We start from the raw sequence: 11,630 nt of genomic DNA on the forward strand, positions 1-11,630 counted from the left end.
ACACCCCGACCGATCGGCCCCGCCCGGCTCACACCCGGAACCGGTAGCCCCGGCCGGGTCCGGTGAGCAGGTGGCGCGGCCGGGACGGTTCGGGTTCGAGCTTGCGCCGCAGCTGCGCCAGGTAGACCCGCAGGTAGTGGGTGGCGGAGGTGTAGGCGGGCCCCCAGACGCGCGCCATCAGGCTCTCCGGGTCGACCACCTCGCCGCCCGCCCGCACCAGGACCTCCAGCAGCCCCCACTCGATCGGCGTCAGGCGCACCTCGCGACCCTCGCGGACGATCTTCTTCGCGGTCAGGTCGACGGTGAACGACGCGGTGCGCACCGGCGGCTCGCCGGACGGCCGCCTGCCGGAGCGGCGCACCGCGGCCCGCAGCCTGGCCAGCAGCTCGTCCATCCCGAACGGCTTGGTGACGTAGTCGTCCGCGCCCGCGTCCAGCGCCCGCACCTTGGCCGCCGACCCCGGCCGCGCGGACAGCACTACGACCGGCACGGTGCTCGACCGGCGCAGCCGGGTGATCACCTCGACGCCGTCGAGGTCGGGCAGCCCGAGGTCGAGCAGGACCAGGTCCACCCCGTCCGCCTCGCGCAGCGCCGACACGCCGTCGGCGGCGGTGCGCACCTCGTAGCCGCGGGCGGTCAGGTTGATCCGCAGCGCCCGCAGGACCTGCGGGTCGTCGTCCACGACCAGGATCGTGGTCACGACACCGCCACCCGGGCGACCGGCAGGGAGATCACGACGGTCAGGCCGCCGCCCGGGGTGTCCTCGGCCGTGATCGTGCCGCCCATGGCGTCCACGAAGCCCTTGGCCACGCTCAGCCCGAGGCCGACGCCGGGGGTGGCGTCGCGGTCGCCGAGGCGCTGGAACGGCGCGAACACCGCCTCGGCCGTGTTCTTGGGCAGGCCTTGGCCGTGGTCGACCACGCGCAGCTCCACCCGGTCGCCGTAGGCGCTGGCGCGCACCGCGACCTCCGGCTCGTCCGCGGTGATGGCGCCGTCGCCGTCCACGTCGACCGCGCGGCGCGGTCTCAGCCTGCCGTGGCGCAGGGCGTTGTCGACCACGTTGGCCACCACGCGCTCCATCAAGCCCAGGTCGGCCAGCACGGGCGGCAGGTGCTCGGCGACGTCCACCGACACCGTGGCGCGCTCGTCGACGCCCGCCAGCGCGAGGGCCACCACCTCGTCGTAGGTGACCGCCCTCAGCCGCGGCGCGACCGCCCCGGTGGCCAGGCGGGACGAGTCGAGCAGGTTGTCGATCAGCCCGGTCAGCCGGTCGGCCGACACCTCCACGGTCTCCAGCAGCTCCGCGGTGTCCTCGGCGGACAGCCTCAGCTCGGGGTCGCGCAGGCTGCCGATCGCGGCCTTGATGGACGTCAGCGGCGTGCGCAGGTCGTGGCCCACGGCCGACAGCAGCGCGGTGCGCAGCTCGGTGGTCTCGGCCCGCCGCTGCGCCTGCGCGGTCTCCGCGGCCAGCCGCTGCTGCCGCAGGGCCAGCACCGCCTGCCCGGCCGCGGCCTCCAGGGCCCGCTGGTCGCTCGCCGGCAGCGCCCGCCCGCGCAGCGCCAGGTGCACGTCCGCGGTGACCGGCACGTCCACGTCGGCCTCGTCGGGCTCGTCGCAGGGCTTCGGCCCGACGCAGGCCACGCGCTCCCACGCCCCGCCGCGCCGCTCCAGCAGCGCCACCGACTCCAGCCCGAAGTTCTCCCGCACCTGCTCCAGCAGCCGCACCACGGGGAACTGGCTGGTCAGCACGGTGCGGGCGTAGGAGGCGAGCAGGGCGGCCTCGGTGCGCGCCCGCGCGCCCTGCTCGGCCAGCCGGGAGGCCCGGTCCACCACCAGCGCGACCAGCACCGCGACCACCAGCATGGCGGCCAGCGTGACCAGGTTCTCCGGCGTGGCCACGGCCAGGCTGTGGTAGGGCGGGGTGAAGAAGAAGTTGAGCAGGCCCGCGCCGAACAGCGCCGCGACCACCGCGGGTCCGAGACCGCCGATCAGCGCGACCAGCACGGTGGCCAGGAAGAACCCGACCACGTCGGTGGCGAAGGCCAGCTCGCGCGCGCCCAGCAGGCCCACCCCGGTCACCGCGAGCGGCAGCACCGCGGCCAGCAGCCACCCCGCCAGCTCGCGACGCCGGGACAGCGCCTTGCGGCTCGGCCGCCACCGGGGCGCGCGGCGCGCCTCCTCGTGGGTGACCATGTGCACGTCGATGGGCCCGGACGCCTGGATCACCGCCGAACCGATGCCCTCCTCGAACACCCGCGCCAACCGGGGCCGGCGGGACGTGCCGAGGACGAGCTGGGTGGCGTTGACGCCGCGCGCGAACTCCAGCAGGGCGGTCGGCACGTCGTCGCCGACCACGGTGTGGAAGGTCGCGCCCAGGTCCTCGGCGACCCGCCGGAACCCGGCGACCGACCGCGGCGACGCGCCGGTCAGCCCGTCGCCGCGCAGGACGTGCACGACCATCAGCTCCGCACCGGCGCGCAGCGCGACGCGGCGGGCCCGCCGGATCAGCGTCTCGCTCTCCGGGCCGCCGCTGATCGCCGCCACGACCCGCTCGCGGGTCTCCCAGGTGTCGGTGATGCGCTGCTCCGAGCGGTACCGCTGGAGCGCCACGTCCACCTGGTCGGCCAACCACAGCAGGGCCAGCTCGCGCAACGCGGCGAGGTTGCCGACCCGGAAGTAGTTGCCCAGCGCCGCGTCGATCTTGTGCGCGGCGTACACGTTGCCGTGCGCCAACCGGCGGCGCAACGCCTCCGGCGTGATGTCGACCAGCTCCACCTGCTCGGCGCGCCGCACCACCTCGTCCGGCACGGTCTCGCGCTGCGCCACCCCGGTGATGCGCTCGACCACGTCGTTGAGCGACTCCAGGTGCTGCACGTTGACCGTCGACAGCACGTCGATCCCCGCCTCCAGCAACTCCTCCACGTCCTGCCAGCGCTTGGCGTTGCGGGAACCCGGCGCGTTGGTGTGCGCCAGCTCGTCCACCACCGCCACCTCGGGCGCGCGGGCGAGCAGGGCGTCGACGTCCAGCTCCGGCAACTCGACACCGCGGTGCCGGACCTGCCTGCGCGGCAACTGCTCCAGGCCGCCGAGCAGGGCCGCGGTCCGCTCCCGCCCGTGCGTCTCGACCAGGCCGACCACCACGTCGGTGCCCCGGTCACGACGCCGGTGGGCCTCCCCGAGCACGGCGAAGGTCTTGCCGACACCCGGCGCCGCGCCGAGGTAGATCCTCAGCTCGCCGCGCTTGCGCTTGCCGTTCACCGCTCCAGTGTGCGCGTGCCCGGCAGGGGCCACGGCCGAGGGTCCGGGCGGCGCGGTCCCGTCAGCTGTCCTGCGTCAGCTCTCCTGCGTCAACTCTCCTGCGTCAGCTCTCCTGGGCGGACCAGTGCCGGCCCCGCCGCTCGCGCCAGTGCCGGCCGCGGCGAGGACCGCCGACGTCGGGCGACCCGGCGCGGTCCGGGTGGAGCGCGGCGAACTCGCGCGCGGTGATGGTCATGAGCACCAGGTGCCGGAACTCGCCCCGGGACGGGTCGGGGTCGAGGAGGCGCTTGCGCTCCCGGAAGCCGAGGCCGGCGTGCAGCGCCAGGGAGGCGGAGTTGCCGCCGTAGATGCCGACCTCGCACGTCCGGTGGCCGCGTTGCCCGAACATGAGCGCCAGCAGGGCGGTGATGGCGTCGGCCGCGTAGCCGCGCCGCCGGTGCCGGGACCCGATCCCGATGCCGTAGCTGAACCGGTCGGACGCGGCGTCGGCCTGGACCGTGGACACCGACCCGACCAGCACCCCGCTGTGCAGCGCCTCGATCGCGAACTGGAGGTCCTCGCCCGAATCGGGCGTGCGGACCCGGTGCGCCGCCCAGTGCCGGTAGCCGCCGACCCGCGGCGACCCGGGGTCGGCGGCATCCCGGTCGAACCCGACCAGCGTGGGCCGGTCACGGGGTTCGATCGCGCGTAACCGCACTTTCCGCCCCAAGACGGGCGAACCCGACGACGGGAAGTCGGTGTCGGCCGACGGGTCCGAGGGGCGAGGCTGCGGAATCATCGGCCCGGACCATATCGGATCACGGTGCCGCGGTCCGCCGTCGGCGACGGTAGCCGGCGCGCGGCCGACCGCGGCCCCGGTGGGAGCGCTGCCCCGGTGCGGGCCGGCGTCAGGTCACGGGCGTGGCCGGCGTCAGGTCACGGGCCTGCCGGACCACCAGTTCCCGGGCGCGTCCGGGTCGGTGCTCGACCAGTAGTCGACGCACGCCTGGACGAACTCCTCGGCGGTGAGCCGGCCGTCGCCGTCCACGTCGAGGTGCCGGAACGCCTCGTTCGACTCCTCCTCGGTCAGGCCCGGGAAGTGCCCGTGCTGGAACACCAGGAACTCGGCCGGGCTCACGTGCCCGTCGGTGTCGGTGTCGGCGATGGCGAGGAAGGCCTCCGCGAGCGCGCCCACGCTCGCGCGCGCGGCCCGCGGGTCGTCGGCGAGGCTGCCGGTGGAGGCGAGGAACTGCTCACGGGTGATGGCCTCGCCGCCGCCGGGGATGTGCGGGCGGTGCAGGTCGTGCCAGATGCGGAGGTAGGCCTCCACGATGCGCTGCTCCTGCGGCGAACCGGGCGCGTGGCCCAGCGCCCTCGCGGCGCGGTGGCCCATGAGGACGTGGTCCTGCTCGGTGAGCAGGCCGTCACCGTCGACGTCGAGGTGGCCGAAACCGCGGTCGATCTTGGTCTTGAGCAGGTCGGTCAGAGGCACGACATCCTCCATGCGCGGCGGTGTACCCGTACAGGACACAGCATTGGGCCATAAGGCGCGACCGGGACAGGTCCGTTCGGGTCATGGGGACGGCACTTCGGTCAAGCGGGGTAGGCGCGGGTCTCGGCCGTCTCGACGGCGGCCCAGAGCCGGTCGCCGGGCCGCAGGCGCAGTTCGGCGACGGTCGCGGCGGTGAGGTCGGCGAGGGTCGGTGGCGCGCCGGCGAGGCGGGCGCGGCTGGTGTGGGCGTGCTGCTCGACGCCGGTGACGGTGACCTCCCAGGTGTTGACGGCGTCGTGCGCGGGCCGGGTGGTGTGGAGGCTGACCGCGGTGGGGGCGAAGGTGACCAGCACGTGGCCGTGGGCGGGCCGGGCGAGGGTGAACCGGCCGCCGTCGACGAGGTCGACCCCGGCGCCGTCGGCGGTGCCCCGGTAGAGGTTGAGGCCCACGAGGTCGGCCACGTACGGGGTGCGGGGGTGGCGGGCCACGTCGACGGGTGGGCCCTGCTGCACGACCCGGCCGTGTTCGAGGATGACCAGGCGGTCGGCCAGCACCATGGCGTCGACCGGGTCGTGGGTGACCAGGACCGCGCTGCCGGTGAAGCGGTCGAGGTGGTCGCCCAGCTCGGCGCGCGTGAGCAGGCGGGTGGCGGCGTCGAGGGCGGCCAGCGGTTCGTCGAGCAGCAGGAGCGCGGGCTCCGTGGCCAGGGCGCGGGCCAGGGCGACGCGCTGGGCCTGGCCGCCGGACAGGGCGCGGGGCCTGCTGCCGGCGTGCTCGGCGAGGCCGACGCGGTCGAGCCACGCGCGGGCGGTGGCGCGGGCGTCGGCCTTGCGGGCCCCCCGCGCGCGTGGGCCGAAGGCGACGTTGTCCAAGGCGGACAGGTGGCCGAACAGCAGGTAGTCCTGGAACACCACGCCGATCGGGCGCTGCTCCGGCGGCACGAACGCGCCCGGCGGCTCGTCCCAGGCGCGGTCGCCCAGGCGCAGGTGGCCGCCGGTGAGCGGGAGCAGGCCGGCCAGGGCGCGCAGCGCGGTCGTCTTGCCCGCGCCGTTGGGGCCGAGCAGGGCGACGACCTCGCCGGGCTCGACGGTCAGCGCCAGGTCGAGGTCGAAGGCGCCGCGCGTGGCGCGCAGGTGGGCGTCGAGGGTCACGCGACTCCCCTGAGCCAGCGGTCGCGCAGCCCGGCCAGCACGGCGACCGAGACGAGCAGCAGCACCACGCTGAGCACGACCGCGGCGTCCGGGTCGGTCTCCAGGGCCAGGTAGACGGCCAGCGGCATGGTGGTGGTCTCGCCGGGGAAGTTGCCCGCGAAGGTGATGGTCGCGCCGAACTCCCCCAGCGCCCGCGCCCAGCACAGCACCGTGCCCGCGACCAGGCCGGGCAGGGCGGAGGGCAGGGTGACGCGGAGGAACGCGTGCCGGCGCGACGCGCCCAGCGTGGCGGCGGCCTCCTCGTAACGCGGGTCGGCCGCCCGCAGCGCGCCCTCCACCGAGATGACCAGGAACGGCATCGCGACGAACGCCTCCGCCACCACGACACCGGCGGTGGTGAACGGCAGGGACACGCCGAACCAGGCGTCCAGGTGCTGCCCGACCAGGCCCCGGCGGCCGAGGACGAACAGCAGCGCCACACCGCCCACCACCGGGGGCAGCACCAGCGGCACGGTCACCAGGGCGCGCAGGAACCCCCGACCGGGCAGGTCCGCGCGGGCCAGCACCCACGCCAGCGGCACGCCGAGCACCACGCACACCGCGGTCGCGAGCGTCGCGCACACCAGCGACAGCCGCAGCGCTTCCCCGACGCCGGGGCTGAGCAGCTGGGCGGGCAGCGTGCCCCACGGCGCGCGCAGCAGCAGCCCGGCGAACGGGACCAGCAGGAACGCCAGCCCCAGCAGGGCGGGCAGCACGAGGGCCAGCGGCGCCCGACCGCGTGCCGCCCGCCTGCGGGTGCGGGTCACGGTGCGGTGAACCCGGCCTCGGTGAGCACCGCGCGGCCCTTGTCCGACAGGACGTAGTCGACGAACGCCTGGGCTCCGGCGGCATTGGGGGCCTTGGCCAGCGGGGCGATCGGGTAGTCGTTGACGGCTTTGTCGGCTTCGGGGAACCCGATGCCCTCCACCTCGCCGGCGGCGGCCTCGACGTCGGTGGCGTAGACGAGCGCGGCGTCGACCTCGCCGAGCCGGACCTTGGTCAGCACGGCCTTGACGTCCTGCTCCAGGGTGTCGGGCCGCGGGGTGACGCCGGCCGCCTCGAACGCCCTCTTCGCCGCCGCGCCGCACGGCACCTGCTCCGCGCACAACGCGATCGTGGCCTCGGCCTCGCCGAAGTCGGCCAACCCGGTGATGCCGGCGGGGTTGCCCCTCGGCACGGCGATCCGGAGCCGGTTGCGCGCGAACGCGGTGGGCGGGGCGACGACACCGCCCGCGTCCCGGACCTGCGCCATGGTGGCCGGGTCGGCGGCGGCGAACACGTCGACCGGCGCGCCCTGGTTGATCTGCCGGGCCAGGGCCGAGCTGCCCGCGAAGTTGAACTCGACCGCGGCGCCGGGGTTGGCCGCCTCGAAGTCCTCGCCCAACCGCGTGAAGGTCCCGGTCAGGGAGGCCGCGGCGAACACCACGACCTCGCCGGTCCCGCCCGGTTCGGCTGCGCCGCCTCCGCCGCAACCCGCCAGCGACAGGGCGGACGCGACGACCACCGCGAACGCGCGCGCGGCCCGGGTCACGGTCACGCCTCCGGGATCTCGACGACGACGTGGGTGGACTTGATGGAGGCGACCGCGACGCTGCCGACCTCCAGGCCCAGCTCGTCGGCCGACTCTCGGCTCATCAGCGACACGACCCGGAACGGCCCGGCCTGCATGTCGACCTGCGCCATCACGCCGTCCTTGACGACCCTGGTCACGATGCCGCGCATCCGGTTGCGCGCCGACGCGGCGATCGTGACGCCCGGTTCGGCGGCCTCGGCGGCGCGCTGGGCGAACGCCGCCAGCTCGGCGCCCTCGACGCCCTTGCGCCCGTTGTCCAGCTGGACCGACGCCAAGCGCCCCTGGTCGATCCACCGGCGCACGGTGTCGTCACTGACCCCCAGCAGCGCGGCGGCCTCGCTGATCCGCAGATTCGGCACGAATGGCAGTTTAGCTCCGCGTCCACCGGTCGAGCGAGCGACCTGGCGAGGATTTCGCGGTGGACCCACCAGGCCGGCGCCCGCGCTGTCGACCGCAAGCCACCGCCGGGCTCCCCTGCTCAGTTGAACCGGCAGGGCCACGCGTGCGTGGTCCGCCCGTCGGGGAAGATCGACATCGCGGTCACCGACGAGTTGACGTTCGACCTGTGCGCCACCGTGCGCCACCGTGCGCACCGCGTGATCAGCGCGACATTCGGCGCTTGACGCTTGCGGGTCGCAGGACCTGGCACGACCGTCGACCCCGCCGTGCCGTGGACGACGCCCTGGGATCCGTGCCGGCCCAGGCCCTTGGCCGGTGGTGGTCAGGGTGACGTGAGCGGTCGACGTCACCGTCGCGGGCTGCTTGGGCGAGTGCGGCGGCGGTGCGGGTGATCTCGTCGCGGCCGCCGTAGTCGAGGCAGGTGGTGAGGGTCGGTCCGGTGCGGTCGCGGGTGCGGTGTTCTTCGCGCCTGAGGGCTTCGACTCAGCGATCAGGGCCGCCGAGGCCGGACTCCAGCGGCGTCGGATCAGGTCCTCCTCCGCTCCGGGGAAGGGGTCCACGTCTTCCCGTGGCAGGAGCAGGTGGCCCTGGGCGAGGTCGGTGCCCAGGTCGGTGAGGGTGTCGGTGAGCTGGGCACCGTCGACGAAGGGCCGGTAGTCGGCCTGCCGGTCCAACCGCAGCGTCATCGGCGCGCCGGCCTGGTCGAGCAGCTGCCGCACCTGGTCGACCCAGGGCGCCACTTCCTGGTTGCGCCAGGCCCGCCACTGGCCCCAGTCGGTGAAGCGCCGACCGCGGGCGTCGTCCCGTGTCGTGGCCATCGCGCCCCGCAGGCCGGACAGGTCCAGACGCCACCGCGCCACCGTGTCCACCAGGGCGTGCCGGATCGGATCGGTGCTCGTGCCCACCGACAGGTCGTATTCCAGGGCCTTGGCCCACGCCTCGACGTGGGCAGCGCGCCGGGCCGGTTCCGCTCCTGGACGGTCCGCCAGGTCGTCCAGGGCACTGGCGGCCGCCCACAGGGCCCAGCACGCCGGGCGCAGCACGGCCGGCAGGAGCTGGACGAGGGCGTGGATGGCGGGGTCGTGCGCTCGTGTGGTGCGGCGGCACAGCCGGTACGCCGCCCGTAAGAGGGGGTCCTCGCCCATCAGTGCACGGCCGGTGGTCCGGCCCCGCCACGCGGGCGTGACGTCGTCGAAGGGCGCCGGGGTGGGCTGGGGGTGTGGGTGTGTGCGCATCCGGGGACGGGGACCTCAGGGTGCTGTCGTGTCGGACGCCGACGCCCAGGGCGCGGGGGTTCGGCGTAACGGGGGCGCGGGGGTCTGTGGGGCAGCGGGCAGGGTGCTGCGAGTGCTGCGGGTGCTGCGGTGGAAGCTCACCAGTGCGATCAGGGCCGCCACCGCGAACCAGGTGAGCCGGATGGCGAGGTGGCCCAGTACCGGGCTGGTGGAGAACCCCGCCGCAGTGCCGCGGCTCGTCCAACAACAGCACCCGGGGATCGTGCGCCAGCGCCAGCGCCAGCGCCACGTTCAGCTTCTGCCGCGTCCCACCACTGAGCCGGAGAAACATGACAGTTGTTCGTAGTCGTTGACACGCACGAGAGGACGACGTGGAACGGCGACACCCGGCACGGAGAGCTCCGCCGTGGATGGCGGCCGGTATCGCCGCAGCAGCGGTGGCCATTCCGGCGACCGTGATCGCGTCCGACGACGGCGACTTCGAAGCGCATCGGGTGGACGAGGCGTCGCCGATCGAGGTCGGCGTCGCCTTCCTCCGACCTGGCTGATCAACGGTCACGGGATCGGCTGACCAGCGAAGGACGGTGTGACCACCTTCGGACACCGCGGATGCGGAGGCGTCGGTCTTCTTCGAGAGGACCTGTTCGCACCGGACCGGAATGGGCATCGAACTGACCGAGCAGGGCGAGTTCGACGGCCGCTACACCAGGGTAAGCCTTGAAGGCCGCCACCTCGTCTACGGCGGCATGGACCACCCCCGCCGCGGCGAGGCGTGCGAGGTCGGCACCTTCTACCGCGAACTCATCTACTGCACGGGCGGCAGCGACACCGTCGTCGTGATCGGTCTGGCCGACTTCTCCTCCTACCGGATCATCGACGAACGACCCGACCTGCGCCACCAGGCCGAAGCCGGGCGCCGAGCCGCCCGGCAGGTGCTCGACGCCCTCACCCGGGGCTCCGCCTGGCGAGCACCGAGCACTTCCTCGCCGCCCTGCGCGTCAGCCGCGGCACCCTGATCGACGGCGCCTGCGCCTGCCGGCTCTCCGCCGACCAGACCCTGCTGTTCACCGCCAACCGCGGCCGTGACGCCGGAGAGCGGCGTCGGCGCGGTTCAGGAGCGTGTCGTGGGTTCTTGTGCCGTGGCCGGGTCGTGCTCCGTCGAGTCGCGCGGTTCGGGCACGGTCTCCGCCATCAGCTCCTCCACGGGGATCACGGGTTCTTCGCCCGCGCGCTCCACCGGTGCCATCGCGGCGGCCTGCAAGGGGGCCGGGTTGTAGCCGGCCAGCTCCAGGGGCAGTTCGAGGTGTGTGCTCTTGCCCTGGGTCAGGATCCGGAACTCCAGGTCGTAGATCAACTGCCCCGCCTTGTCCAGGACCCACCGACCGATCCGGCTCCGGTCCTCGACCTTCTCCACCAGCCCGACGACGAACAGGTACCCGCCCAGGGCGACCTGCCAGAACCGGGAGCTCGGCACCTCCAGCCACTCCGCGATGTCCTTGCCGATGAGGTGTCGCAGGTAGGCCGGGACGATCCCGTCGAACAGGCGGCCGGGCACCGCGTCGGCGTACAGGGCGAGCAGGTGCCGGGTCAGCTCGGCGCCTTCCGGGGACGGTCCGCCGCCCCGGGCCAGGGCGTCGGCGAGCACGTGGCGGGCTTGCGCGATGGTGTCCGGCATGGCCTCGGCCCGGATACCGAGGTAGGTGCCCGCCACCCGCCAGGTGTGCAGGTAGTCCTCGGCCTCCTGCTCGGTCACCGTGACCCGCAGCCGACCGAGGAAGTCGATCACCTGCACCGACAGCGCCAGCCACACGATCAGCAGGTGTTCCTGCGAGGCGGGGACCTTGTCGTTCTCCTCGTCCCAGCTGCCGCTCGCCCGCAGGTGGTGGCGGATGGTGGCGTGGATGAGGCGGACCTTCACCGCGCTCACCACGAACTGGCTGTTCGGGCCGAACGGGTCCGGGCGCATCAGGTCGAAGACGAACTGGGCGGTGTTGGCCATGCGCCGCTCGGGGTACCGCAACCGGTGGGTCAGGCTCATCATCTTCGCGCCCAGGGGAACGGCGTAGGCCAGGGCCATCGACCCGAGCGCGAGAGCCGCGCCGATGTGGATGCCGTCATCCTCGAAGAACTCGCGAACCCGCCGCAACCGGGTCTGGTCGGCCCACTCCGGCACGGCCCTGCGCGCCTGCTCCAGGAACTCCCGCAGGCCGGCCGGCAAACCCTCGGGGATCTGCTGGTCGTTGGACCGCCACTCCCGGAGCAGCCGGTTCACCTCACCCAAGCGGTCCTCGGCCACCAAATCGGCCACGACGCGTTCCGCGACCGGATCGCCCACCCGCCCGAGATCATCGGAAAGTCCATCGCCGGCCATGACGTCGTTCTCCTCGGGCACGAAGGCGCCGTCCCGGAGAACGGCGGGGGCAAGGGTCGGCAACCAGTAACCCACGCCCCACCACCCGGCACCTCGACCGACCTGAACAGTTCACTCAATCGAGTCGCGGCAC

At 74.1% G+C, this 11,630-nt stretch carries 12 protein-coding genes and 1 pseudogene; 3 read left to right on the forward strand and 10 right to left on the reverse strand.

What is annotated here, in order from left to right; genetic code table 11:
- Window positions 1–28: 28 nt before the first annotated feature.
- The 9 genes and pseudogenes from ABD223_RS28955 to ABD223_RS28995 form a co-directional block, all read right to left on the reverse strand.
- On the reverse strand, window positions 29–700 hold the full coding sequence (locus ABD223_RS28955; protein ID WP_344039752.1) for a response regulator: 672 nt from the start codon (window positions 698–700) through the stop codon (window positions 29–31).
- The gene (locus tag ABD223_RS28960; RefSeq protein ID WP_344039753.1) at window positions 697–3,258 is read right to left on the reverse strand and encodes a DUF4118 domain-containing protein; all 2,562 of its coding nucleotides are present in this window, start codon (window positions 3,256–3,258) and stop codon (window positions 697–699) included. Before ABD223_RS28960 ends, ABD223_RS28955 begins: the two co-directional genes overlap by 4 nt.
- 103 nt (window positions 3,259–3,361) lie before the next feature.
- Window positions 3,362–3,955: a GNAT family N-acetyltransferase gene (locus tag ABD223_RS28965; RefSeq protein WP_344039754.1), complete on the reverse strand. Its 594-nt coding sequence runs from the start codon at window positions 3,953–3,955 to the stop codon at window positions 3,362–3,364.
- 213 nt (window positions 3,956–4,168) lie between these two features.
- Window positions 4,169–4,729 (reverse strand): EF-hand domain-containing protein, encoded by a 561-nt coding sequence (locus ABD223_RS28970; protein WP_344039755.1) that lies wholly within the window; start codon window positions 4,727–4,729, stop codon window positions 4,169–4,171.
- A 101-nt stretch (window positions 4,730–4,830) separates the two neighbouring features.
- Window positions 4,831–5,880 (reverse strand): ABC transporter ATP-binding protein, encoded by a 1,050-nt coding sequence (locus ABD223_RS28975; protein WP_344039756.1) that lies wholly within the window; start codon window positions 5,878–5,880, stop codon window positions 4,831–4,833.
- Window positions 5,877–6,686 (reverse strand): molybdate ABC transporter permease subunit, encoded by an 810-nt coding sequence (modB, locus tag ABD223_RS28980; RefSeq protein WP_344039757.1) that lies wholly within the window; start codon window positions 6,684–6,686, stop codon window positions 5,877–5,879. The genes ABD223_RS28975 and modB overlap by 4 nt, the downstream gene beginning before the upstream one ends.
- Window positions 6,683–7,456: a molybdate ABC transporter substrate-binding protein gene (gene modA / locus ABD223_RS28985; protein WP_344039758.1), complete on the reverse strand. Its 774-nt coding sequence runs from the start codon at window positions 7,454–7,456 to the stop codon at window positions 6,683–6,685. Before modA ends, modB begins: the two co-directional genes overlap by 4 nt.
- On the reverse strand, window positions 7,453–7,851 hold the full coding sequence (locus tag ABD223_RS28990; protein ID WP_344039794.1) for a TOBE domain-containing protein: 399 nt from the start codon (window positions 7,849–7,851) through the stop codon (window positions 7,453–7,455). The genes modA and ABD223_RS28990 overlap by 4 nt, the downstream gene beginning before the upstream one ends.
- 534 nt (window positions 7,852–8,385) lie before the next feature.
- Window positions 8,386–9,126 (reverse strand): annotated as a pseudogene (locus ABD223_RS28995) (squalene/phytoene synthase family protein); the annotation flags it as partial.
- 112 nt (window positions 9,127–9,238) lie between these two features.
- On the opposite strand from ABD223_RS28995, the gene ABD223_RS29000 reads away from it, so the two are divergent.
- The 3 genes from ABD223_RS29000 to ABD223_RS29010 all read left to right on the forward strand — a co-directional run bounded on the left by ABD223_RS29000 (window position 9,239) and on the right by ABD223_RS29010 (window position 10,142).
- A complete protein-coding gene (locus ABD223_RS29000) occupies window positions 9,239–9,472 on the forward strand; it encodes a hypothetical protein (RefSeq protein WP_344039759.1) in 234 nt (77 codons plus the stop codon).
- 64 nt (window positions 9,473–9,536) lie between these two features.
- Window positions 9,537–9,674, forward strand: a complete 138-nt coding sequence (locus ABD223_RS29005) for a hypothetical protein (RefSeq protein ID WP_344039760.1) — start codon at window positions 9,537–9,539, stop codon at window positions 9,672–9,674.
- Between the two features lie 111 nt (window positions 9,675–9,785).
- Window positions 9,786–10,142 carry a hypothetical protein gene (locus tag ABD223_RS29010; protein WP_344039761.1) on the forward strand — a complete coding sequence of 119 codons (357 nt, stop codon included), beginning with the start codon at window positions 9,786–9,788 and terminating at the stop codon, window positions 10,140–10,142.
- A gap of 95 nt (window positions 10,143–10,237) precedes the next feature.
- Here ABD223_RS29010 and ABD223_RS29015 read toward each other — a convergent pair whose 3' ends face one another.
- The gene (locus tag ABD223_RS29015) at window positions 10,238–11,572 is read right to left on the reverse strand and encodes an oxygenase MpaB family protein (RefSeq protein WP_344039762.1); all 1,335 of its coding nucleotides are present in this window, start codon (window positions 11,570–11,572) and stop codon (window positions 10,238–10,240) included.
- Window positions 11,573–11,630 lie beyond the last annotated feature (58 nt).

The organism is Saccharothrix xinjiangensis (genome assembly GCF_039527585.1).
Classification (GTDB): Bacteria; Actinomycetota; Actinomycetes; order Mycobacteriales; family Pseudonocardiaceae; genus Actinosynnema; species Actinosynnema xinjiangensis.

Excerpts from the sequence above, each read along its gene's own strand:
- ABD223_RS29005 (WP_344039760.1), top strand. The coding sequence starts at position 9,537 with ATGGCGGCCGGTATCGCCGCAGCAGCGGTGGCCATTCCGGCGACCGTG.
- ABD223_RS29010 (WP_344039761.1), top strand. The coding sequence starts at position 9,786 with ATGGGCATCGAACTGACCGAGCAGGGCGAGTTCGACGGCCGCTACACC.